Genomic DNA, 21,429 nt, shown 5'->3' with positions numbered 1-21,429 from the left:
TGCCACTTGGGAGAGAGGGCAACATGAGCCACCGTACGTTGAAAGCCGTGCGCACACCTTTGGCGGCCTGCCTGCTGGTCGCCCTGGTCGCACCGGGCATGGCGTTCGCAGAGACCGCCAAAGAGAAGGCACTGGAAGCACGCGTTGCCGAACTGGAACGCCAGGTCCAGCTGCTGCTGTCTTCGCAGCAACAACAACAGACCCAGATCAGCCAGACCCAGCAGGCCGTGACCGAAGTGCGCACGGTGCAGGCCGAGCAGAAGCCGGTCGCACAGGTGCCGGCCGGCAAGCAGCCGATCCAGGTCACCACCCTCACCCCGGGCGCCGCGCCGGGCACCACGGTCAAGATCGGCGGCTTCATCAAGGCCGACTTCCTGGCCACCCAGACCAGCGATGGCCAGCTGGCCGACGACGCCACCGGCCGTTCGCTGTACCTGCCGGGCCAGACCCCGGTCGAAGGCGCTGGCGGCAGCGGCAAGCGCTCGGGCACCGATTTCAACGCCCATGCCAAGTTCTCGCGCTTCAACCTGGGCATCGACAACGTCAGCGAATCGGGCAACAAGGCCGGTGCGTTCTTCGAGATGGACTTCTTCGGCAACTCGCTGGGCAACCAGACCGCCACCAACACCTACGGCGTGACCCTGCGCCACGCTTACATGTACTGGAACAACTGGCTGGCCGGCCAGACCTGGTCCAACTTCATGGACGCGGCCGCACTGCCCGAAGCGGTCGACTTCGTCGGCCCCACCGACGGCGTGATCTTCGTGCGCCAGGCGCAGGTGCGCTACACCCAGGGCGGCTTCAGTGTCGCACTGGAGAACCCGGAAACCACCACCCTCACCGGCACCCGCAACCCGGTCACCGGTGCCTGGACCAACGCCAGCGCCAACTCCGACCGTGGCAGCCTGCCCGACCTGACCCTGCGCTATGGCTGGAAGGGCGACTGGGGCACCTTCGGCGTCGGCGGCATCGTCCGTCAGCTGAAGGTCGACAACCAGGCCACCGGCGCGAAGGCCGACAAGGTGGCCGGCGGCCTGACCCTGGGCGGCAAGTGGGTGATGGGTGACAGCGATTCGCTGCACTACCAGCTGACCGGCGGCGAAGGCATCGCCCGCTACATCGGCCTGGGCATCACCGCCGACAGCGCCTACGACGTGGCCCGCGATGAGCTCAACCCGACCGGCGTGCTGGCCGGCTACGTGGGCTGGCGGCATGCGTTCTCGCCGAAGCTGCGCACCAACCTGATCTACGCGCGCAGCGACTACGACAACGACAGCATCCTCGGCCCGCTGGTGACCAAGAGCGTGCAGAGCGTCCGTGGCAACATCTTCTATTCGCCGCTGCCCAAGGTCGATATCGGTGCGGAGCTGATGTACGGCCGCCGCGAAGTGGAGAACGGCAACAAGGGTGACATCACCCGGTTGCAGTTCACCACGAAGTACAGCTTCTAAGAGCGTGCCGGCCAGCGGCCGGCACCTACCCAAAGCGGGGCCGGTCCAGTGACCGGCACCTATCGAGATTGAGTGCCGACCGGCGGTCGGCACCTACAGAGGGAAAGCGTCCCATGTCCAGTACACCCAGCACCGCACACAAAGCGGGCACCCTGACCAAGGGCCACAAGAAAGTCATCTTCGCCTCGAGCCTCGGCACGGTCTTCGAGTGGTATGACTTCTTCCTGTACGGCTCGCTCGCGGCCATCATCGCCAAGCAGTTCTTCAGTGGCGTCAATGAAACCACGGGCATGATCTTCGCCCTGCTGGCGTTTGCCGCCGGCTTCTTCGTGCGTCCGTTCGGCGCGGCCTTCTTCGGCAGCCTCGGCGACCGCATCGGCCGCAAGTACACCTTCCTGGTCACCATCCTGATCATGGGCATCTCGACCTTCCTGGTCGGCGTGCTGCCCAACTACGCCTCGATCGGTTTCGCCGCACCGGTGATCCTGATCATCCTGCGCCTGGCCCAGGGCCTGGCGATGGGCGGCGAGTACGGCGGTGCCGCCACCTACGTGGCCGAGCACGCGCCGGACGACAAGCGCGGCCTGTACACCAGCTTCATCCAGTGCACCGCCACGCTGGGCCTGTTCCTGTCGCTGCTGATCATCCTGGCCTGCCGCATGACGCTGGGCAACGAGGCCTTCGAGGCCTGGGGCTGGCGCATCCCGTTCCTGGTGTCGATCCTGCTGCTGGGCATTTCGGTATGGATCCGCCTGCAGCTGAGCGAATCGCCGCTGTTCCAGCAGATGAAGGCTGAAGGCAAGGGCTCCAAGACCCCGTTCCGCGACAGCCTGAAGGGCGGCAACCTGAAGCTGATGTTGCTGGTCCTGCTCGGTGCAGCGGCTGGCCAGGCCGTGGTCTGGTACGGCGGACAGTTCTACGCGCTGTTCTTCCTCAGCAGCATGCTGAAGGTCGATGCCACCACCTCTTACCTGCTGATCGCCGCAGCGCTGGCACTGGGCACGCCGTTCTTCATCTTCTTCGGCTGGCTGTCCGACCGCATCGGCCGCAAGAAGATCATCCTGGCCGGCTGCCTGCTGGCGGCCATCACCTACATCCCGATCTTCAAGGGCCTGACCCACTTCGCCAACCCGGCCATCGAAGAAGCGCGCAGCAGCTCCCCGGCACTGGTCGTCGCCGACCCGGCCACCTGCTCGTTCCAGTTCGATCCGGTGGGCCTGCGCAAGTTCACCAGCTCCTGCGACGTGGCCACCGCTGCGCTGACCAAGGCCGGTGTGCCGTACGACGTGCAGCCCGCCGTCGCCGGCTCGCTGGCGATGGTGAATGTGGGCAGCGCCAGCGTCACCTCGTATGAGGCCGCCGGCCTGACCAAGGAAGAAGGCAAGGCCAAGGCCGATGCGTTCGGTGCGGAACTGAAGACCGCCCTGACCACCGCCGGCTACCCGGCCAAGGCCGATGGCGCCCGCATCAACATCGCCGGCACCATCTTCATGCTGTGGCTGCTGGTGCTGTACGTGACCATGGTCTATGGCCCGATCGCCGCCTACCTGGTGGAACTGTTCCCGACCCGTATCCGCTACACCTCGATGTCGCTGCCGTATCACATCGGCAACGGCTGGTTCGGTGGCTTCCTGCCGGCGATCTCGTTCGCGCTGGTGGCCGGTACCGGCAACCTGTACTACGGCCTGTGGTACCCGATTGCGATCGCACTGATGTCGGTGGTGATCGGCGGCCTGTTCCTGCGCGAAACCAAGAACGTGGATATCACCAAGTAACCGGCGTGCCGACCAACGGTCGGCACCCACCGCGTTTCAGGGGCCGCGGTGCAGACCGCGGCCTTTCTGTTTTCTGCGCCGTGTCATTTCGGCTCGCATTCCGGTAGTGCCGGCCGCTGGCCGGCAACCCCATGAATCTCCGCAGACATGAACCCATTGCCGGCCAGCGGCCGGCACTACCATGGCGTTGCGCGGCACCCCGTATAGTCGGCCCATGACCACCATCACCCCGGCCGAGCTCCCCGCCATCCTGCACACCCTGCGCAGCGCCTGGCAGGCCCAGCGGCCCACGCTCGACCAGCGCGAAGCCGACCTGCGCCGCCTGCGCGAGGCGCTGAAGGCGCGGCTGGACGAAATGGCCCAGGCCATCGCCGAGGACTTCGGCCACCGCGCCCACGTTGAATCGAAGCTGGCCGATGGCATGAGCGTGCTGTCGGCCATCGACCACCTGCGCCGCCACCTGCGGCGCTGGTCGAAACCGCAGCGGGCATCGGCGGGATGGAAACTGTGGCCGGCGCGCGCGCAGTTGCGGCCGACGCCGCTGGGCGTGGTCGGGGTGATCTCGCCCTGGAACTACCCGGTTACGTTGGCGCTGGTGCCGCTGGCTACCGCCATCGCCGCCGGCAACCACGTGTTGCTCAAGCCCTCCGAACACACGCCCCGCACCAGCGCGTTCCTGGCCGATCTGCTGGCCAGCGTGTTCCCGCCCGATCGCGTGACGGTGGTGCAGGGCGGGGCAGACGTGGCCTCCGCGGTGTCCTCGCTGCCGCTGGACCATCTGTTGTTCACCGGCTCGACGGCTGTTGGCCGCAAGGTGATGGCCGCCGCCGCCGAGCATCTGGTGCCGGTCACCTTGGAACTAGGCGGCAAGTCGCCGGCGATTGTCTGCCGCGATTTCCCGCTGGACAAAGCCGCCGCGCGGCTCGCCACCGGGAAATGGTTCAACGCCGGGCAGACCTGCATTGCGCCGGATTACGTGCTGATCGACACCGTGCGCCAGCGCGAGTTCGTACAGGCGCTGCAGCAGCAGGTGCGCGAGCGCTATGGCGGCTTCAGCGATGCCGACGACTACACCCGCATCATCAACGAGGGCCAGTACCGGCGCCTGCAGGGCTATCTGGCACAGGCGCGGCAACGCGGCGTGCCGGTGATTGCGCTGGCGCAGGTGGATGACGCGCGCGCCGACCGCGAGCGCCTGCTGGTGCCGACCGTGGTGCTGGACCCGCCGGACGACCTGGACCTGATGCGCGAGGAGATCTTCGGGCCGATCCTGCCGGTGCGGGCCTATCCGGATCTGGAGGCGGCGCTGGCCGACGTGCTGTCCCGTGACCGGCCGCTGGCGCTGTATCCCTTCAGCCACGACCGCGCGACGGTGGAGCGCATCCTCGGCCAGGTGGTGGCGGGCGGGGTGACGGTGAATGACACGCTGCTGCACTTCGCCGCCGATGGCCTGCCGTTTGGCGGGGTAGGGGCCAGCGGCATGGGCGCGTACCACGGCCGCGCCGGGTTCGATGCGATGAGCAAGCGGCTGCCGGTGCTGTGGCAGTCGCGCTGGGCGGCCAGCGACCGGCTGCGGCCGCCGTATTCGAAGATTGCGGGGTTGTTGAAGCTGCTGTTTGGGTAGTGCTGGCCGCTGGCCGGCAACTGCAGGGTCTCGCCGACGGTTCATCGGGTTGCCGGCCAGCGGCCGGCACTACCGGGGCATGGGCGGCCCACCCGGGTAGAATGCCCCCATGAAGATCGCCTCGTGGAACGTCAATTCGCTCAATGTCCGCCTGCCGCACCTGGAGCAGTGGCTCAAGGACTTCGGCCCGGACATCGTCGGTATCCAGGAAACCAAGCTGGAGGACCACAAGTTCCCCGATTCGGCGCTGATCGCCGCGGGTTACCGCAGCGTGTTCGCCGGCCAGAAGACCTACAACGGTGTGGCGCTGCTGTCGCGTGAGCCGGCGCAGGACGTGCAGATCGGCATTCCCGGCTTCGAGGACGAGCAGAAGCGCGTCATCGCCGGCACCTTCGGCGACCTGCGGGTGATCAACCTGTACGTGGTCAACGGCCAGGACATCGGTACCGACAAGTACGACTACAAGCTGCGCTGGCTGGAAGCGGTGCATGCCTGGATCGCCGAAGAGCTGCAGCGCCACCCGAAGCTGATCGTGATGGGCGACTTCAACATCGCCCCGGACGCGCGCGACGTGCACGACCCGGAGGTGTGGAACGACAACCACATCCTCACCTCCACCGCCGAGCGCGGCGCATTGAACAAGCTGCTGCAGCTGGGCCTGCACGATGGCTTCCGCCTGCACAATGACGAGGCGGGCACCTTCAGCTGGTGGGACTACCGTGCCGCCGGCTTCCGCCGCAACCTGGGCCTGCGCATCGACCTGACCCTGGTCTCCGATGCGCTGAAGGGCGGTGCAGTGGCTTCGGGCATCGACCGCGAGCCGCGCACCTGGGAACGCCCGAGCGACCATGCGCCGGCGTGGGTGCAGATCGGTTGAACGAACGGGGCCCGGCATCGCCGGGCCCGTTCTGGAGGGCCGCCGGCCAGCGGCCGGCGCTACCGCCGCGTCAGCGTATGCTCTTGCGGGTGAACAGGTTGACGATCGCCAGCAGGATCACCGCACCGATCAGCGAGAACAGGAAGGTGCGAATGGTGATCGCCTCGTTGATGCCGCCGCCGAACAGCCAGCCGGAAATCAGCGCGCCGACGATGCCTACCACGATGTTGAGGATGATGCCCTGCTGGGCATCGCGCTTCATGATGATGCTGGCCAGCCAGCCTACGATGCCGCCGACGATCAGCCAGATGATGATGCCCATGATCGAACCTCCGGTGGGGAACAGTGACCAGTTGACGCGCAGGGCCGTGAACCCGTCGTGCAATCGTGTGACGGGCGCGTGCGCATGAGCCTGCCAGCCACCCTCGACGGCCCGTGGCGCTTCGGTCCGGTGACGGTCTGGCGGCGCCCGCACGTGCCCGGCCACCGCGGCGAACCGCAGGCACGCCAGGTGCTGGCGCAGGCCCTCGGGGCCGATCCGGAGACGCTGCCACTGGTCCGCGATGACAAGGGCCGGCCGGAACTGAGCGGCCCGTTGGCCCACTACGGCACCGGCTGGAGCCACAGCGGTGAGGTGCTGCTGGTGGCGCTGGGCGAAGGCGTCCGGCTGGGCGTGGACCTGGAGCTGCTGCGGCCGCGACCGCGCCTGCTGGAAATCGTGCGGCGCTTCTTCCACCCGCAGGAGGTGGCCTGGCTGGAACGCCTGGATGAGGCCGGGCGCGAGCACTGGTTCTTCCGCGTGTGGTGCGTCAAGGAGGCTATCCTCAAGGCGCATGGGCAGGGCATCTCGTTCGGCCTGCACCGCCTGCAGCTGGCGCCCGGGCCCGATGGCGCCCTGCACCTGCGCTGGTGTGACCCGGAACTGGGCGAGGCCGCGCGCTGGCACCTGCACGAGTGGCAGGCCAGCGGCCAGTTCCGCGCCGCATTGGCCTGGTATCCACACTGAAGCGGGGAATCGGCGCGCAAAACCGGCGATAATGCCGGCATGAGCGAACACCCACTTCCCGCCAGCGTGTCTGCCACGCTGGAACAGGGCCTGGCCAGCATGGGCCTGGACGCCGCGCTGGCGCCGCCGTTGCTGCGCTACCTGGCCCTGCTGCACCGCTGGAACGGCACTTACAACCTCACCGCCATCCGCGACCCGCAGGAGATGGTCACCCGCCACCTGCTCGACTCGCTGGCGATGCAGCCGTTCGTGGCCGACGGCAGCCTGGCCGACCTTGGCACCGGCCCCGGGCTGCCCGGCATCCCGCTGGCGATCGCCTGCCCGGGCCTGCAGGTCACCCTGGTCGAGAGCAACGGCAAGAAGGCGCGCTTCATGCGCGAAGCCGTGCGCCAGCTCGGCCTGGGCAACGCCCGCGTGGCCGAGTCGCGCGCCGAGGCGCTGGACGAGGCCGGCCGCTACGACCAGCTGACCGCGCGCGCGATGGACACCCTGGCCGGCATCGTCCGCGTCGGTGGCCACCTGCTGCGCCCCGGCGGCGTACTGCTGGCCATGAAGGGCGTCTACCCGCATGAGGAGATCGCGGACCTGCCGGCGGGCTGGCAGGTGCGTGAGGTGACCCCGTTGAGCGTGCCCGGCCTGGCCGGCGAACGCCACCTGGTCACTGTTACAGGCCCCTGATTCCCGCCGCCAGCCCCTTGTGGAACAACGGGTTGGCGATCCACGATTTCCGCAAGGGGCCGGTTGTACGCATAATGACCGGTCCCAGCACACGTCGACGAGGCACACCCGCATGGCCCGCATCATCGCCATCGCCAACCAGAAGGGTGGCGTCGGCAAGACCACGACCGCCGTCAACCTGGCCGCTTCCCTGGCCAACGCACCCAAGCGCGTGCTGTTGGTCGACCTGGACTCGCAGGGCAACGCGACCATGGGCAGCGGCGTGGACAAGCGTGAGCTGGCGGCCTCCACCTGCGATCTGCTGCTGGGCGAGAACAGCGCCGCCGATGTGCGCGTGCAGACCGCCGAAGGCTACGACCTGCTGCCGGGCAACATCGACCTGACCGCCGCCGAGATCCAGCTGATGGGCCAGAGCGAGCGCGAGCAGCGGCTGAAGCGCGCGCTGGCGCCGATCCGCGACGAGTACGACTACATCCTGATCGATTGCCCGCCGGCGCTGTCGCTGCTGACGCTCAACGCGCTGGCCGCCGCCGATTCGGTGATCGTGCCGATGCAGTGCGAGTACTACGCACTGGAAGGCCTGAGCGCGCTGGTGGAAACCATCGAAGCGCTGCGCACCAGCCTGAACCCCGCGCTGGAGATCGAAGGCGTGCTGCGCACCATGTTCGACGTGCGCAACAACCTGGCCAACGCAGTGTCGGCCGAGCTCACCGAGCACTTCGGCGACCGCGTGTTCCGCACCATCGTGCCGCGCAACGTGCGCCTGGCCGAGGCACCCAGCCATGGCCAGAGCATCGTCGGCTACGACCGCGCCTCGCGCGGTGGCGTGGCCTACCTGGGCCTGGCCGGCGAGATCATCCGCCGCAACAACGAACGCAACAAGGCCGGCAAGGCCGTGGAGACCGTCTGATGACCAGCAGCAAGCCGGCAGCCAAGAAGCGAGGCCTCGGCCGTGGCCTGGACGCGCTGCTGGGCCCGAAGGGCGCGGTCAGCCAGGTGCAGGCCACCACCGCGGTGATCGAGCCGCTGCCGGGTGAAGTGCTGCGCAAGTTGCCGGTCGGCCAGCTGCAGCCGGGCAAGTACCAGCCGCGCCGCGAGATGGACGAGGGCAAGCTGTCCGAGCTGGCCGACTCGATCAAGTCGCAGGGCGTGATCCAGCCGATCCTGGTGCGCCAGCTGCCGGCGGGCAACTACGAAATCGTCGCCGGTGAACGCCGCTGGCGCGCATCGCAGCTGGCCGGCCTGGACGAAGTGCCGGTGGTGGTGCGCGAGCTGGAAGACCGCACCGTCATCGCGATGGCGCTGATCGAGAACATCCAGCGTGAAGACCTCAACCCGCTGGAAGAAGCCGAGGCGCTGCAGCGCCTGATCAGCGAGTTCACCCTGACCCATGCCGAGGCCGCCGAGGCCGTCGGCCGCTCGCGCGCGGCGGTGTCCAACCTGCTGCGCCTGCTGGAGCTGCCGGTCGCGATCCGGCTGCTGCTGGAAACCCGCCGCCTGGAAATGGGCCACGCCCGCGCGCTGCTGACCTTGGCTCCCGAGCTGGCTGGCAAGCTGGCGCAGGAAGCGGCCGATGAAGGCTGGTCGGTGCGCGAGGTCGAGCGCCGTGCGCAGGCCTTCGCCGCCGGCAAGGTGCCGAGCAACCGCCCGGTGGCGACGCCGAAGGTGCAGCAGGCCGACATCGCCTCGCTGGAAACCGAACTGTCCGAAGCGCTGGGTGCCAAGGTGGCGATCAACCACGGCCGTGGCGGCAAGGGCAAGCTGATCATCCACTACACCGATCTGGACACCCTGGACGGCGTGCTGGAAAAGCTGCGTACGCGCCAGGGCTGAACCCGGCGCCACATCACGCCGGCCGACGCATCCCCGCGACGTCGGCCACGCCGATGGCAGCGGGGTGCTTTGATCGAGACCCGCGATGACCATCCTGCTTACCGGCGCTGCCGGCTTCATCGGTGCCTACACCGCCCGCGCGCTGCTGGAGGCCGGCCAGGCCGTGGTCGGCCTGGACAACTTCAACGATTACTACGACCCGCAGATCAAGCGTGACCGCGTGGCCGCGCTGTGCCCGGCGCTGGACCTGCGCACGCTGGACCTGACCGATAACGAAGGCCTGGCCGCGCTGTTCGACGAAGTGAAGCCGACCGCCGTGATCCATCTGGCTGCACAGGCCGGCGTGCGCTATTCGCTGGAAAACCCGCAGGCCTACGTCGACAGCAACCTGGTCGGCTTCGTCAACATGCTCGAGCTGTGCCGCCACCGTGGCGTGCAGCACCTGGTGTATGCCTCCAGCAGTTCGGTGTATGGCGACTCGGCCACGCCGCCGTTCTCCGAGGACCAGCGCGTGGACCAGCCGCGCTCGCTGTACGCGGCGACCAAGGCGGCCAACGAGCTGATGGCCTACACCTACGCACAGCTGTACGGCCTGCATGCCACCGGGCTGCGATTCTTCACCGTGTATGGCCCGTGGGGCCGGCCGGACATGGCACCGCTGCTGTTCTCGCGCGCGGTGCTGGCCGGTCGGCCGATTGACGTGTTCAACGAAGGCCGCATGCAGCGCGATTTCACACATGTCTCCGACATCGTGTCCGGTATCCTCGGCGCCCTCGCGCATCCGGCCGACGGCCCGGTGCCGCACCGGGTGTTCAACCTCGGCAACCATACGCCGGTCGAGCTGGAGCGCTTCATCAGCGTGATCGAGCAGGCGGCCGGCCGCCCTGCGCAGAAGGTCTACAAGCCCATGCAGCCGGGCGACATGGTGCGCACGATGGCCGATACCCGGCGCGCACATGACGCTTTCGGCTTCGATGCGGTGACCCCGATCGAACAAGGCCTGCCGCCTGTGGTGCTGTGGTGCCGCGAGTATTTTGGCGATCGCGCCTGAGGACGGATCCTCACGCCGCCGGGTTCATCTTCGGATAACCTCGGTTTCGGAGAATGCGCGGTCTTTGTCCCCCCTTTGGCCGAGTGCCTTATGAGCCAACCCGAGCTTTCCGTTGTCGTCCCGGTATTCAACGAGCGCGACAATGTCGCCCCGCTGGTCGCCGAAATCACCGCTGCGCTGCGTGGCCGGCTGCCGTTCGAGATCGTCTACATCGACGATCACTCGCGCGATGACACCCTGGCCGTGCTGCAGGGACTGAAGGCGACCACGCCGGAACTGCGGGTGCTGCACCACGTGAACCAGAGCGGGCAGAGCACCGCCGTGCGGACCGGCGTCAAGCATGCGCGAGCGCCGTGGATCGCCACCCTGGATGGCGACGGCCAGAATGATCCGGCCGATATTCCCAAGCTGCTCGCCGCACGCGACGCAGCCGATGCGCAGGTGAAGCTGTTCGCCGGCTGGCGCGTCAACCGCCAGGACAGCGGCAGCAAGCGCTGGGCCAGCAAGTGGGCCAACGCCATCCGTGCGCGCATGCTGCGCGACGACACGCCCGATACCGGTTGCGGCATCAAGCTGTTCGAACGCAGCGCGTTCCTCGACCTGCCGTACTTCGACCACATGCACCGCTACCTGCCGGCGCTGATGCAGCGTGCCGGCTGGAAGACCACCAGCGTGCCGGTCAACCACCGCCACCGTACCGCCGGGGTGTCCAAGTACAACAACCTCGGCCGCGCGCTGGTCGGCATCCGCGACCTGCGTGGCGTGGCCTGGCTGATCACCCGAAGCAAGCGCACCGCCGTGGAGGAGCGCTGATGGATCTGGAGCTGCATTGGCTCGACCAGCCGCTGACCTGGCTGTACTGGACCGGCCTGCATGTAACCGGCTGGAAGCTGATCGGTTACACCGGCGCACTGATGTTCGGCGGCCGCTGGCTGGTCCAGTTCATCGCCTCCAAGCGCGCCGGCAAGCCCGTCATCCCGCGCCTGTTCTGGTACATGAGCGTGATCGGCAGCCTGATGACGCTGAGCTACTTCCTGTTCTCGGCCAAGCAGGACTCGGTGGGTGTGCTGCAGAACCTGTTCCCGGCGTTCACCGCGCTGTACAGCCTGCACCTGGACATCAAGCACCGCGGCTGGAAGCGCGACAAGGCCAGCCACTGAAGCTGCGCCGGGATGCGGTCTGCCGTGGGTAGAGTCGACTGTCAGTCGACTTTCGCGCGGAGCGCGGGCTTTGCCACGTCTGGCCGAAGAGCAGCCGACTGACAGTCGGCTCTACCACGCGCCTGCGGCGCTGGGGCCCCGGCCTGCGGGCGGTTCCCGGTCCTGCCTGCTGCGCAGGCAGGACCTTCGTCCCATGCCGTGGGCGGTGGGCGGTGCCATCATCGGGGTCTGCCTTTCCGGGAACCTGTGCTCGTGAAAACCCGTCTTGCCGTTGCCCTGCTGATCGCCCTGTCCGCCCCCACCGTGGCCCTGGCCGCGCCGCCCGCCACCGCCGCGCCGGCCAGCGTGGCCACCGAATCGCCCGCCGACGCCGCCTTCCGCGCGCTGTACGAGAAGGAATGGAAGTGGCGCCAGGATGGCGGCGGCGAGGCCAGCGAGGACGAGGACGCCCCGGCCAATGCCACCCGCATGCCCGACGTCGGCCTGGCCGCGCAGCAGGCGCGCCTGAAGGTGTGGGACGAGACCCTGGCCGCGCTGAAGAAGATCGACCCGAAGACCCTGTCGCCCGACAACCAGGTCAACTACGCGATCTACCGCGACCAGGTGTTCAACCTCGCCGAAGAGGTGCGCCTGCGCGGCTACGAGATGCCGTTCAACGCCGACTCCTCGTTCTGGTCCAACCTGTCCTTCATGGCCCGGCGCGAGATGAAGACCATGCAGGACTACCAGAACTACATCGCACGGCTGAACGATGTGCCGCGCTATTTCGGGCAGCAGACAGAGAACATGCGCGCTGGGCTGAAGCGTGGCTTCAGCGTGCCGCGCGCGGTGCTCGATGGCCGCGAGGTGTCCATCGCCACCGTCGCCGAGTTGAAGGACCCGACCGAGTCGCCGCTGTACGCGCCGTTCAAGAAGCTGCCCAACACCATGCCGGCCGCAGAACAGGCCAGGCTGCAGGCGCAGGCGCGTGAAGCGATCAGCGGCAAGGTGGTGCCGGCGTTCCAGCAGCTGCGCACCTTCTTCGTCAACGAGTACGTGCCGCAGGCGCGCACCACCCTGGCCGCCGAAGCGATGCCCGACGGCAAGGCGTACTACCGGCAGCAGATCCACGAATACACCACGCTGGACCTGTCACCGGAGGAGATCCACCGCATCGGCCTGGAGGAAGTCGCTCGCATCCAGAGCGAGATGAACGACATCATCAAGCAGGTGAAGTTCAAGGGCAGCTTCGCCGAGTTCCTGGCCTTCCTGCGCACCGATCCGCAGTTCTATGCCAAGACACCGGAAGAACTGCTGTCACGCGCCGCGTGGATCTCCAAGCGCGCCGATGGCCAGCTGGGTAAATACATGACGTTGCCGCGCGCGCGCTTCACCATCGTGCCGGTGCCGCCGGACATCGCGCCGTTCTGGACCGCCGGCCGCGGTGGCATGGGCACCTATTGGCTCAACACCTACAACCTGCCGTCGCGCCCGCTGTACAACCTGCCGGCGCTGACCCTGCACGAGTCCGATCCGGGCCACGCGCTGCAGGGTGCCATCGCCGCCGAACAGAAGAACCTGCCCGAGTTCCGCCGCAACGCCTACATCTCCGCCTATGGCGAAGGCTGGGCGCTGTATTGCGAGAAGCTGGGCGTGGAGATGGGCATCTACGAAACCCCGTACGAGGATTTCGGCCGCCTGACCTACGAGATGTGGCGCGCCGCGCGCCTGGTGATCGACACCGGCGTGCACAGCAAGGGCTGGACCCGCGAGCAGGCGCTGGCCTACCTGCGTGACCACACCGCGCTGAGCGAGCATGAAGTGACCACCGAAGTGGACCGCTACATTTCCTGGCCAGGCCAGGCGCTGAGCTACAAGCTGGGCGAGATCGCCATCGTGCGCCTGCGTGCGCAGGCGGAGAAGGAGCTTGGCGACAAGTTCGACATCAAGGGCTTCCACGACACCCTGCTCAAGCAGGGCTCGGTGCCGCTGCCGGTGCTGGAACAGCAGATCCAGGCCTACATCGCCGAACGCAAGAAGGCCTGACCGCACCAGGGTAGTGCCGGCCGCTGGCCGGCAACCTGCATGGACCGCACTCGTTCGGCATTGCCGGCCAGCGGCCGGCACTACCCCGGATCGGAAAACGGGGTCGGATCACAGGAACCGACCCCGTGGTCTTTCACCCCACCGCCCGCGGCTTGGCCACGCGCGCGGCAAACGTCGGCAGCACCAGCAGGGTCAGCACGGTGGCGGTGATCAGGCCACCGATCACCACCGTCGCCAGCGGCTTCTGCACCTCCGCACCCGAACCGCTGGCAATCGCCATCGGAATGAAACCGACGATCGCCACCAGCGCCGTGGTCAGCACTGCGCGGATGCGGCTGGAGGCACCGTTGATCGCCGCCTGCAGCGGCAAGTCACCGGCGTCCAGGCGCTCGCGGATCGCCTGCATCAGCACCAGGCCGTTCAACGTGGCCACGCCGGATACCGCGATGAAACCCACCGCTGCCGACACCGAGAACGGCATGCCACGCAGCAGCAGTGCGAGGATGCCGCCGACCAGCGCCAACGGCACGCAGCTGAACACCAGAATGCCTTCCTTGCCGCTGCGCAGCGCCATGAACAGCAGACTGCCGATCAGCAGGAACACCACCGGTACCACCGTCGCCAGCCGCTTCTCCGCGCGCTGCAGGTTCTCGAACTGGCCACCCCAGGTCAGGTAGGCGCCCGGCGGCAGTGCCACGTCGGCCACCGCGGCCTGTGCCTCGCCGACGAAACCGCCCAGGTCGCGACCGCGCACATTGGCCTGCACCACCACGCGGCGGCTGCCGTTGTTGCGGCTGATCTGGTTCGGCCCTTCGCTCACCGTAATGCGCGCCACCGACGACAACGGAATCACCAACCCCGACGGCGTGGCGATCGGCAGCGAGGCCAATTGGTCCGGATCGTTGCGTGACGCGTCGTCCAGGCGCACTACCACGTTGAAGCGGCGGTCGCCTTCGAAGATCTTGCCCGCCGCCGTGCCACCAATGCCGGTGGACAGTGCATCACTCACGTCCGCAGCGGTCAGGCCGTACTGAGCCGCCGCCACGTGGTCGATCGCCACGTTGAGCGTAGGCAGGCCGGAGATCTGTTCCACCCGCACGTCGGCCGCGCCGTTCACCGCACGCAGCTTCAGCGCCACCTGGTCGGCCACCTTCTGCAGCTGGCTGAAGTCATCGCCGAAGATCATCACCGCCAGGTCGGTACGCACGCCGGAGATCAGCTCGTTGAAGCGCAGTTCGATCGGCTGGCTGAACTCGAAGCTGTTGCCCAGCTGCTGCCCGGCCAGTTTCTCGAAGCGTGCCACCAGTGCTTCCTTGTCCAGCTTCGGATCGGGCCAGTCCTTGCGCGGCTTCAGCACGATCACGCTGTCGGAGATGTTGGTCGGCATCGGGTCGATGGCCGCCTCGGCGGTACCGGTACGCGAGAAGACGGTTTCCACTTCCGGCTGCTTGGCGATCGCTTTCTCCAGCGCGAGCTGCATCGCCAGCGACTGCTCCAGCGAGGTCGACGGCACGCGCAGGGCCTGCATCGCCACGTTGCCTTCGTCCAGCGTCGGCATGAACTCGCGGCCCAGCAGCGAGAACGCGCCGATGCCCACCACCACCATCATCACCGCACCGGCCAGCACCGTGCGCGGATGCGCCACGGCCTTGCGCACCACCGGTTCGATGCGTGCACGCAGCACGCGGATCAGCTTCGTCTCGTGCTCGCCATCTTCGGCATGCGTATCGCCGTCCTTTACCTTCGGCTCGCACACCAGCAGCGCGGCCATCGCCGGCACGAAGGTGAAGGAGAACAGGAAGGCACCGACCAGGGCCAGCATGAAGGTCGCCGCCATCGGGTGGAAGGTCTTGCCCTCCACACCCTCCAGCGTGAGGATCGGCGCGAACACCAGCAGGATGATCAGCTGGCCGAAGGCCGCAGGGCGCGCCATCTTCAGCGCAGAATCGGCGGCCACGCGCAGCCGCTCCATCGCGGTCAACGCACGGCCCAGTTCGGCGCGGCGCTGGCCCAGCATCAGCAGCGTCGACTCGACCACGATCACCGCACCGTCCACCAGGATGCCGAAGTCCAGCGCACCCAGGCTCATCAGGTTGCCGCTGATGCCGAAGCGGTTCATGCCGATCACTGCGAACAGGAACGACAGCGGAATCACCAGCGCGGTGATCGTCGCTGCACGCAGGTTGCCCAGCAGCAGGAACAGCACCACCACCACCAGCAGCGCGCCCTCGGTGAGGTTCCTGGCCACGGTCTTGATGGTGGAATTGACCAGCACGCTGCGGTCCAGCACCGGCGCGGCCACAATGTCGGCCGGCAGCGATTTGTTCACCTGTTCCAGGCGCGCCGCAGCTGCCTGCGCCACGGTGCGGCTGTTGCCGCCGGCAATCATCAGCGCGGTACCCAGCACGGCTTCATGGCCGTTGCGGCTGGCCGCACCCAGGCGCGGCGCGCGGCTCAGTTCGACTTCGGCCACATCGGCCACGCGCACCACCACGCCATTGCGGGTCGCCACCGGCGCCTGTGCCAGATCTTCGGTGGTCAGCGCCAGGCCATCGGCACGCACCACCAGTCCTTCGCCGGCACGCTGCACGAAACCGGCACCGGCCTGCACGTTGGAACGCTGCAGGGCGGCGACCAGATCGGCCAGGCCGAGGCCGTGCGCGGCCAGCCGTACGCTGTCCGGATGCACGCCGTATTCCTTGACGTAGCCACCGACCGTATCGACGCCGGCCAGCCCCGGGCTGGAACGCATCTGCGGCGCGATGATCCAGTCCTGCACGGTACGCAGGTAGGTGGCACGTTCTTCCGGCGTGCGCAGCAGATTGCCTTCCGGCGTGCGGTAGACCTCGCCGGCCTGCCAGCCGGCTTCACCCGGCTTGGCCAGTTTGGCCGGATCGAACGCGGTGAAGTCCACCGTCCACATCAGCACCTCGCCGAGGCCGGTGGTGACCGGCGACAGCATCGGCGACGCACCATCGGGCAGGTCCTCCGATGCCTCGCGCATGCGTTCGGCCACCTGCTGGCGGGCGAAGTAGATGTCGGTGGCATCGGTGAAGATCGCGGTGACCTGCGAGAAACCATTGCGCGACAGCGAACGCGTGGTGGTCAGGCCGGGAATGCCGGCCAGCGCGGTTTCCAGCGGATAGGTCACCTGCCGCTCGATCTGCTCCGGTGTCAGCGCCGGTGCCACCGTGTTGATCTGTACCTGACGGTTGGTGATGTCCGGCACCGCGTCGATCGGCAGCTTGCCCAGCTGGAACAGGCCCACCGCGGCGATCAGCGCGGCCATGAACACCACCAGCCAGCGGTGGCGCACCGCTGTTTCAATGATCAGCTTGAACATGGTCGCCTCCTCAGTGGCCGTGCTCGGCTTCGCCCTTGGCCAGTTCGGCCTTGAGCAGGAAGGCATTGGCACCGACGATGCGCTCGCTGCCGGTCAAGCCACCAAGGATCTCGATGCGGTCACCGGCGCGGCGCCCGGGCAGCACCGGCTGCGCCTTGAAGCCGCCTTCGACGGCGACGAACACCGCGCTGCTGCCATCAACGTTCTGCACCGCATCGGCCGGCACGCTGAGCGAGCCATCCTGGCCTTCGGTAACGACCACGGCCGATACCGGCGAACCGGCCGGCGGCAGCGACGCATCCACCGGCGTGGCGCGGATCACCGCGACGCCGCCCTGCTGGCGCACATCGGCGGCCGAACCGGTGACGGTGGCGGTGAAGCTGCCACCCGGCGCGCTCACTTCCAGCGTCATGCCCGGCGTGACCTGTGCCGCCAGCGCCGGCGGTGCAGTGAACACCAGCTCGTTCATCGTCGGGTCGGCGACATCGGCCACCGCGCTGCCGGCGGCGACCACGCCGCCCGGCGTGACCTGCACGTTGCCGACGATGCCGGCCACCGGGCTGGTGATGCGCACGCGGCCACTGGCATCGGGCGCACCGTTGGCGGCGGCCTGGGCCTGCGCGGCAGCGGCCTGGGCCTGTGCCGCCATCGAACGTGCGCGCGAGGCTTCCAGCTCCTGGCGGGCGACCACGCCCTGGTCGACCAGGGCCTTGTCGCGGCCATAGGCCAGGCGTGCGGCCTCGGCTTCGGCGGATGCGGCCAGCGCATTGGCGCGGAACACCGCTGCCTCGCCACTGACCACGATGGCCAGCGCCTGGTTCTGTTTCACCGCCGTGCCCGGCGCGACCAGTACGCGCTCGACGCGGCCGGTCACGGTGGAGGCTACCGATGCACGCGCACCGACAGAGGGCTCCACCCGACCGGCGAGGCGGGTTGAACCGCCACCGCCACGGCCGACGGCAACCACTTCGATACTGGACGCCTTGATCTGCTCAGGAGTCAGCTGCACGACACCCTCATCGCCATCGGCGGGCGCCTTTGCGGATTCGGCCTTGGCCTCCTTGCTGTCGGCGGCATGGCCGTGGCCATCGTCGGTGCCGGCCTTGGCCGCAGCCGGGTCTTCATTGGCAGGTGTCTGCGCGTTGCCAGCGCAGCCGGCCAGCAGCGCGGCCAGCAGCACGCCGCCGATCAGCGGGAAAGTACGGGAGAGCGTCATGGGACCTCCACAAAAGGTGCGCGCCCTTCCAGGCGGGCAAGATCGATTTCCGCGCCGACGCGCGACAGGCGCGCATCCACGGCGGCGGCGCGGGCGGCGATAAGGGCGCTGCGCGTGCTGCGCAGTTCCAGCTGCGAGATGCGTCCGGCGTCGAAGCCGATGCGGGCCAGGCGATACGCCTCTTCGGCGGCGACCACGCTTTCATCGGCGGCGCGGGTGCGGCTGCCGGCCGCCTTCAGTCCGGCCACGGCGGAGAGGCGTGCGGCCTCGCTGTCGCGGCGCTGCTGGTCCAGGCGTGCTTCGGCTGCGCGCTGGTCGGCATTGGCGGCGCGGATGCCACCGCGGTTGCGGTCGAACAGCGGGATGCTGAGGCTGACGCCGAGGTTGTAGGCACGCTCGCCCCCCTCGCGGAAGCGGGTCTGCGCGGCGGTGACACTGAGGTCGGGCAGGGCACGCTTGCGCTCCACCTCGACCAGTTTGCCCGCCGCATCGGCTTCGGCTTCAGCGATGCGCACCGCCAGTGCGGTATCGGTGGCGCCGCGCGGCAGCGGCGGCGCACGGTCGAGCAGGCTGTCATCGATCGACTGCACCGGTGCATCCAGCAGTGCAGCACCGGCCAGGCGGGCCAGCGCGGCATCGCGGAACGCCTGCGCTTCATCCAGCGCGGCGCTGGCGTTGGCCACCTCGCTCTGCGCCTGCACCGCGCGCAGCTGCGGCTCGCGGCCCTGCTTGACCATCGCGTTGACGGCGTTGGCGTCAGCGCGGGTGAGGGTCAGCGCTTCTTCGGCCAGGGTGTAGCGGCGCAGTGCACTTTCCGCCTGTGCGTAGACCACCGCCAGCTGGCTGGCCACGTCGCTACGGCTTTGGGCACCACGCAGGTTGGCGGCCTGTGCTTCGGCCCGGGCTGCACGGACGCGCGCACCACGCTGGCCCCAGACCTCCAGCGGCTGGGACAGGGTGAGCACGCTGTCGGCCTTGCCCATGCCGCCATAGGAGCCGGTACCCCAGGCGTTCTCGGCGGAGTAGGAGAGTGAAGGGTTGGGCAACGCACGGGCCTGGTCGGCGCGCGCATCGGCGGCCTCGGCCAGCGCCGCACCGACGCGGGTGCCGGGCAGCTGGTCCAGGCGTTCAAGCAGGGTGTTGTAGGAAGGGGCGGCTTGTGCCGACGCCTGCATTGCCGGGGCCAGGCCCAGCAACACGGCGACGACCTGCCCGGCCGCACGCAGCGACCGAGGTGTCAGGATCGACATAGGGGGATTCCGGTTGTGAGTGAAACGGGAGCCCGCAATCGCGGGACGCGCTCAACTCACGCCCGGGGGGGACGCGTCAATTCATCCTGGGCGACCGCATAGGTCGCCGCGTCGCCGGCATTCATCCAGCGCGCCGGCAGTGGCGCACCGAAGGCGGCGAGGGTACTGGCCGGCAGGCTCAGATTGGAGTGGTGGCAGTGGTTGTGGCTGCAGGCACCGGTGTGCTTGCCGTCACTGTCACCCTCGGCATCATTGGCGTTGCTTTCCACGTGCACCGCCGTGGTGTCGTGCGGCTCGACCGCGCAGGCCAGCACGTCGGCCACCGGCACGACCACGAAGGCCGCCATCAGCAGCATCATCAGGTACGTACGCAGTTGGCGGGTGATCCGGCGCATGGACGGGAGGCTAGCAAGCGGTTTTCGCCGGATACAATATCAATGGCCGCTTCGGGAACTCGTCGGAATCTCCCGTTCAGGTGGGCCGGGCGCGGGGTCGGATCCCTTTCCTCCGGAAAGAGCTCTGACCCCACCACATCGTTCGGGTGCGCCGCGCACATGTGCTCTGGTAGGTGTCGACCTTGGTCGACACGCTTTTCGACCCCCGACACATTGCCGGCCAGCGGCCGGCACTACCGGTCTGCAGGCAGCTTCGCGATCACCTTGATCTCGAACTGGAACCCGTACAGCCAAGTCACACCGATGCCGGTCAGGGTCGGGTGCGGCGCCTCGCCCCAGTACTCGGGCACGATCGCCCAGGCCTTCTCGAAGTTGGTTTCCGGATCGACCAGGAACACGGTCACGTCGATCACGTCATCGAACGTGCAGCCCGCAGCAGCCAACACCGCATTGAGATTTTCGAAGGCGCGGCGCACCTGCGCCTCGAAGTCCGGCTCGGGCGAACCGTCCTCGCGGCTGCCGACCTGGCCGGACACGAACAGGAAGCCGTTGGAACGGATCGCCGGCGAGTAGCGGTTGCGCGCGTACAGGGCCTGGCGGCCGGCGGGGAAAACGACATCACGCTGTGACATGGGGAAGATCCCGTGGGAGAGAACGCCATCCTCCGCGCCAGTGCTGTCTGGATAAACCGCCATGATCGGCCTAGATTGATTGCCAATTCCAAACAATCATGGCCCGCCATGGACCGTTTCGAGGCGATGCGGGCGTTTGCCCGCGTGGTGGAAACCGGCAGCTTCACCCGCGCCGCGCACACGCTGCAGATCAGCCGCACCACGGCCACCCAGCTGGTGCAGCAGCTGGAGGCGCACCTGCGGCTGCGCCTGCTCAACCGCACCACGCGCCGGGTCAGCGTCACCGCCGACGGCGCGGCCTACTACCCGCGCATCGCCCGCCTGCTGGCCGAGCTGGAAGAAGTGGAGGGCGGGCTGGGCGATGCGGCCGCCCAGCCACGCGGGCGGCTGCGCGTGGATGTGCCCGGGCCGTACGCGCGGTTGCGGCTGGTGCCGGCGTTGCCGGATTTCCAGGCGCGCTACCCGGAGATCCAGCTGGACATCGGCGTCAGCGACCGCGAGGTCGACGTCATCGCTGACAACGTCGATTGCGTGATCCGGGGTGGCACCCCGGCCGACCCGGCGCTGGTAGCGCGGCCGCTGGCGGCGCTGCCGATCGGCTTCCACGCAAGCCCCAGCTATGTGCAGCGTTTCGGCCTGCCGACCGATCCGCGGGCGCTGGAAGGGCCCGATCACCACATGGTCGGCTTCCTCAGCCCGCGCAGTGGCCGCGCACGCGTGTTCGTTGCACAGCGCGGCGATGAGCGCATCGAAGTGCAGGGCCGCTACACGGTCGGTTTTGACGACGGCAATGCCTATCTGGCCGCAGCGCTGGCGGGCCTGGGCGTGGTGGCGCTGCCCAGCTACATGGCCGAACCGCACGTGGCGCGCGGTGAGCTGCTGCCGGTGTTGCAGGACTGGCAGCTGCCGCCGATGCCGATGCACGTGATGTTCCCGCCGAACCGGCACATGAGCCAGCGGCTGCGGGTGTTCATCGATTGGGTGGTGGAAGCGCTGGGCTGACGCACACGCTCCCGTAGCGCCGAGCCCACGCTCGGCTGCTTCTGACTCCAACGCTCAAGGCCTGCGCCTAGCGCGTGAGCCGAGCACGGGCTCGACTCTACAGGAGCGGCT

19 protein-coding genes are annotated in these 21,429 nt (G+C 68.1%); 13 read left to right on the top strand and 6 right to left on the bottom strand.

Going from position 1 to position 21,429, the window contains the following annotated elements; genetic code table 11:
- Positions 1-23 precede the first annotated feature (23 nt).
- The 4 genes from BN1263_RS02140 to xth all read left to right on the top strand — a co-directional run bounded on the left by BN1263_RS02140 (position 24) and on the right by xth (position 5,727).
- Entirely contained in the window at positions 24-1,451 is a 1,428-nt protein-coding gene (locus BN1263_RS02140) for a DcaP family trimeric outer membrane transporter (RefSeq protein WP_058979243.1), read from the top strand.
- 113 nt (positions 1,452-1,564) lie between these two features.
- Positions 1,565-3,226, top strand: coding sequence for an MFS transporter (locus tag BN1263_RS02135; protein ID WP_058979241.1), 1,662 nt, complete (start codon positions 1,565-1,567; stop codon positions 3,224-3,226).
- Between the two features lie 214 nt (positions 3,227-3,440).
- Complete coding sequence (locus BN1263_RS02130) at positions 3,441-4,850, top strand: coniferyl aldehyde dehydrogenase (RefSeq protein ID WP_058979239.1); 1,410 nt, start codon at positions 3,441-3,443, stop codon at positions 4,848-4,850.
- A gap of 109 nt (positions 4,851-4,959) precedes the next feature.
- Complete coding sequence (xth, locus tag BN1263_RS02125; protein ID WP_058979238.1) at positions 4,960-5,727, top strand: exodeoxyribonuclease III; 768 nt, start codon at positions 4,960-4,962, stop codon at positions 5,725-5,727.
- Between the two features lie 70 nt (positions 5,728-5,797).
- On the opposite strand, the gene BN1263_RS02120 is transcribed toward xth, so the two are convergent.
- Positions 5,798-6,049: a GlsB/YeaQ/YmgE family stress response membrane protein gene (locus BN1263_RS02120; protein ID WP_005411656.1), complete on the bottom strand. Its 252-nt coding sequence runs from the start codon at positions 6,047-6,049 to the stop codon at positions 5,798-5,800.
- An 84-nt stretch (positions 6,050-6,133) separates the two neighbouring features.
- Here BN1263_RS02120 and BN1263_RS02115 point away from each other — a divergent pair, with 84 nt between their 5' ends.
- The 8 genes from BN1263_RS02115 to BN1263_RS02080 all read left to right on the top strand — a co-directional run bounded on the left by BN1263_RS02115 (position 6,134) and on the right by BN1263_RS02080 (position 13,480).
- Complete coding sequence (locus BN1263_RS02115; RefSeq protein WP_058979236.1) at positions 6,134-6,733, top strand: 4'-phosphopantetheinyl transferase family protein; 600 nt, start codon at positions 6,134-6,136, stop codon at positions 6,731-6,733.
- Between the two features lie 39 nt (positions 6,734-6,772).
- Positions 6,773-7,411: a 16S rRNA (guanine(527)-N(7))-methyltransferase RsmG gene (gene rsmG / locus BN1263_RS02110; RefSeq protein WP_014648885.1), complete on the top strand. Its 639-nt coding sequence runs from the start codon at positions 6,773-6,775 to the stop codon at positions 7,409-7,411.
- A 112-nt stretch (positions 7,412-7,523) separates the two neighbouring features.
- A complete protein-coding gene (locus tag BN1263_RS02105; protein ID WP_019661751.1) occupies positions 7,524-8,321 on the top strand; it encodes a ParA family protein in 798 nt (265 codons plus the stop codon).
- Positions 8,321-9,244 (top strand): ParB/RepB/Spo0J family partition protein, encoded by a 924-nt coding sequence (locus BN1263_RS02100; protein ID WP_005411652.1) that lies wholly within the window; start codon positions 8,321-8,323, stop codon positions 9,242-9,244. The genes BN1263_RS02105 and BN1263_RS02100 overlap by 1 nt, the downstream gene beginning before the upstream one ends.
- Before the next feature lie 85 nt (positions 9,245-9,329).
- Positions 9,330-10,295, top strand: coding sequence for an NAD-dependent epimerase/dehydratase family protein (locus tag BN1263_RS02095; protein WP_019661750.1), 966 nt, complete (start codon positions 9,330-9,332; stop codon positions 10,293-10,295).
- A gap of 90 nt (positions 10,296-10,385) precedes the next feature.
- Positions 10,386-11,108, top strand: a complete 723-nt coding sequence (locus tag BN1263_RS02090) for a glycosyltransferase family 2 protein (RefSeq protein ID WP_049415938.1) — start codon at positions 10,386-10,388, stop codon at positions 11,106-11,108.
- The gene (locus BN1263_RS02085) at positions 11,108-11,455 is read left to right on the top strand and encodes a lipid-A-disaccharide synthase N-terminal domain-containing protein (protein WP_058979230.1); all 348 of its coding nucleotides are present in this window, start codon (positions 11,108-11,110) and stop codon (positions 11,453-11,455) included. Before BN1263_RS02090 ends, BN1263_RS02085 begins: the two co-directional genes overlap by 1 nt.
- A 252-nt stretch (positions 11,456-11,707) precedes the next feature.
- Entirely contained in the window at positions 11,708-13,480 is a 1,773-nt protein-coding gene (locus BN1263_RS02080) for a DUF885 domain-containing protein (protein ID WP_058979228.1), read from the top strand.
- A 133-nt stretch (positions 13,481-13,613) separates the two neighbouring features.
- On the opposite strand, the gene BN1263_RS02075 is transcribed toward BN1263_RS02080, so the two are convergent.
- The 5 genes from BN1263_RS02075 to BN1263_RS02055 form a co-directional block, all read right to left on the bottom strand.
- Positions 13,614-16,823: an efflux RND transporter permease subunit gene (locus BN1263_RS02075; RefSeq protein ID WP_058979226.1), complete on the bottom strand. Its 3,210-nt coding sequence runs from the start codon at positions 16,821-16,823 to the stop codon at positions 13,614-13,616.
- 10 nt (positions 16,824-16,833) lie between these two features.
- Complete coding sequence (locus BN1263_RS02070) at positions 16,834-18,039, bottom strand: efflux RND transporter periplasmic adaptor subunit (RefSeq protein ID WP_058979225.1); 1,206 nt, start codon at positions 18,037-18,039, stop codon at positions 16,834-16,836.
- Positions 18,036-19,289: a TolC family protein gene (locus BN1263_RS02065; protein ID WP_058979224.1), complete on the bottom strand. Its 1,254-nt coding sequence runs from the start codon at positions 19,287-19,289 to the stop codon at positions 18,036-18,038. The genes BN1263_RS02070 and BN1263_RS02065 overlap by 4 nt, the downstream gene beginning before the upstream one ends.
- A gap of 56 nt (positions 19,290-19,345) precedes the next feature.
- Positions 19,346-19,684 (bottom strand): hypothetical protein, encoded by a 339-nt coding sequence (locus BN1263_RS02060; protein ID WP_058979222.1) that lies wholly within the window; start codon positions 19,682-19,684, stop codon positions 19,346-19,348.
- A 233-nt stretch (positions 19,685-19,917) separates the two neighbouring features.
- A complete protein-coding gene (locus BN1263_RS02055) occupies positions 19,918-20,316 on the bottom strand; it encodes a RidA family protein (RefSeq protein WP_058979220.1) in 399 nt (132 codons plus the stop codon).
- 108 nt (positions 20,317-20,424) lie between these two features.
- Here BN1263_RS02055 and BN1263_RS02050 point away from each other — a divergent pair, with 108 nt between their 5' ends.
- On the top strand, positions 20,425-21,318 hold the full coding sequence (locus BN1263_RS02050; RefSeq protein WP_058979218.1) for a LysR family transcriptional regulator: 894 nt from the start codon (positions 20,425-20,427) through the stop codon (positions 21,316-21,318).
- Positions 21,319-21,429: the final 111 nt, after the last annotated feature.

This window comes from Stenotrophomonas thermophila (assembly GCF_001499715.1).
Lineage (GTDB): Bacteria > Pseudomonadota > Gammaproteobacteria > Xanthomonadales > Xanthomonadaceae > Stenotrophomonas > Stenotrophomonas hibiscicola.
The sequence above is the reverse complement of the archived record's forward strand: the minus strand, read 5'-3'. Positions and strand labels throughout refer to the sequence as shown.

Coding starts and splice junctions, on each gene's coding strand:
- BN1263_RS02120 (WP_005411656.1), bottom strand. CDS start 6,049: ATGGGCATCATCATCTGGCTGATCGTCGGCGGCATCGTAGGCTGGCTG.
- BN1263_RS02055 (WP_058979220.1), bottom strand. CDS start 20,316: ATGTCACAGCGTGATGTCGTTTTCCCCGCCGGCCGCCAGGCCCTGTAC.
- BN1263_RS02070 (WP_058979225.1), bottom strand. CDS start 18,039: ATGACGCTCTCCCGTACTTTCCCGCTGATCGGCGGCGTGCTGCTGGCC.
- BN1263_RS02095 (WP_019661750.1), top strand. CDS start 9,330: ATGACCATCCTGCTTACCGGCGCTGCCGGCTTCATCGGTGCCTACACC.
- rsmG (WP_014648885.1), top strand. CDS start 6,773: ATGAGCGAACACCCACTTCCCGCCAGCGTGTCTGCCACGCTGGAACAG.
- BN1263_RS02060 (WP_058979222.1), bottom strand. CDS start 19,684: ATGCGCCGGATCACCCGCCAACTGCGTACGTACCTGATGATGCTGCTG.
- xth (WP_058979238.1), top strand. CDS start 4,960: ATGAAGATCGCCTCGTGGAACGTCAATTCGCTCAATGTCCGCCTGCCG.
- BN1263_RS02105 (WP_019661751.1), top strand. CDS start 7,524: ATGGCCCGCATCATCGCCATCGCCAACCAGAAGGGTGGCGTCGGCAAG.
- BN1263_RS02050 (WP_058979218.1), top strand. CDS start 20,425: ATGGACCGTTTCGAGGCGATGCGGGCGTTTGCCCGCGTGGTGGAAACC.
- BN1263_RS02140 (WP_058979243.1), top strand. CDS start 24: ATGAGCCACCGTACGTTGAAAGCCGTGCGCACACCTTTGGCGGCCTGC.
- BN1263_RS02130 (WP_058979239.1), top strand. CDS start 3,441: ATGACCACCATCACCCCGGCCGAGCTCCCCGCCATCCTGCACACCCTG.
- BN1263_RS02115 (WP_058979236.1), top strand. CDS start 6,134: ATGAGCCTGCCAGCCACCCTCGACGGCCCGTGGCGCTTCGGTCCGGTG.
- BN1263_RS02100 (WP_005411652.1), top strand. CDS start 8,321: ATGACCAGCAGCAAGCCGGCAGCCAAGAAGCGAGGCCTCGGCCGTGGC.
- BN1263_RS02065 (WP_058979224.1), bottom strand. CDS start 19,289: ATGTCGATCCTGACACCTCGGTCGCTGCGTGCGGCCGGGCAGGTCGTC.
- BN1263_RS02075 (WP_058979226.1), bottom strand. CDS start 16,823: ATGTTCAAGCTGATCATTGAAACAGCGGTGCGCCACCGCTGGCTGGTG.
- BN1263_RS02085 (WP_058979230.1), top strand. CDS start 11,108: ATGGATCTGGAGCTGCATTGGCTCGACCAGCCGCTGACCTGGCTGTAC.
- BN1263_RS02090 (WP_049415938.1), top strand. CDS start 10,386: ATGAGCCAACCCGAGCTTTCCGTTGTCGTCCCGGTATTCAACGAGCGC.
- BN1263_RS02135 (WP_058979241.1), top strand. CDS start 1,565: ATGTCCAGTACACCCAGCACCGCACACAAAGCGGGCACCCTGACCAAG.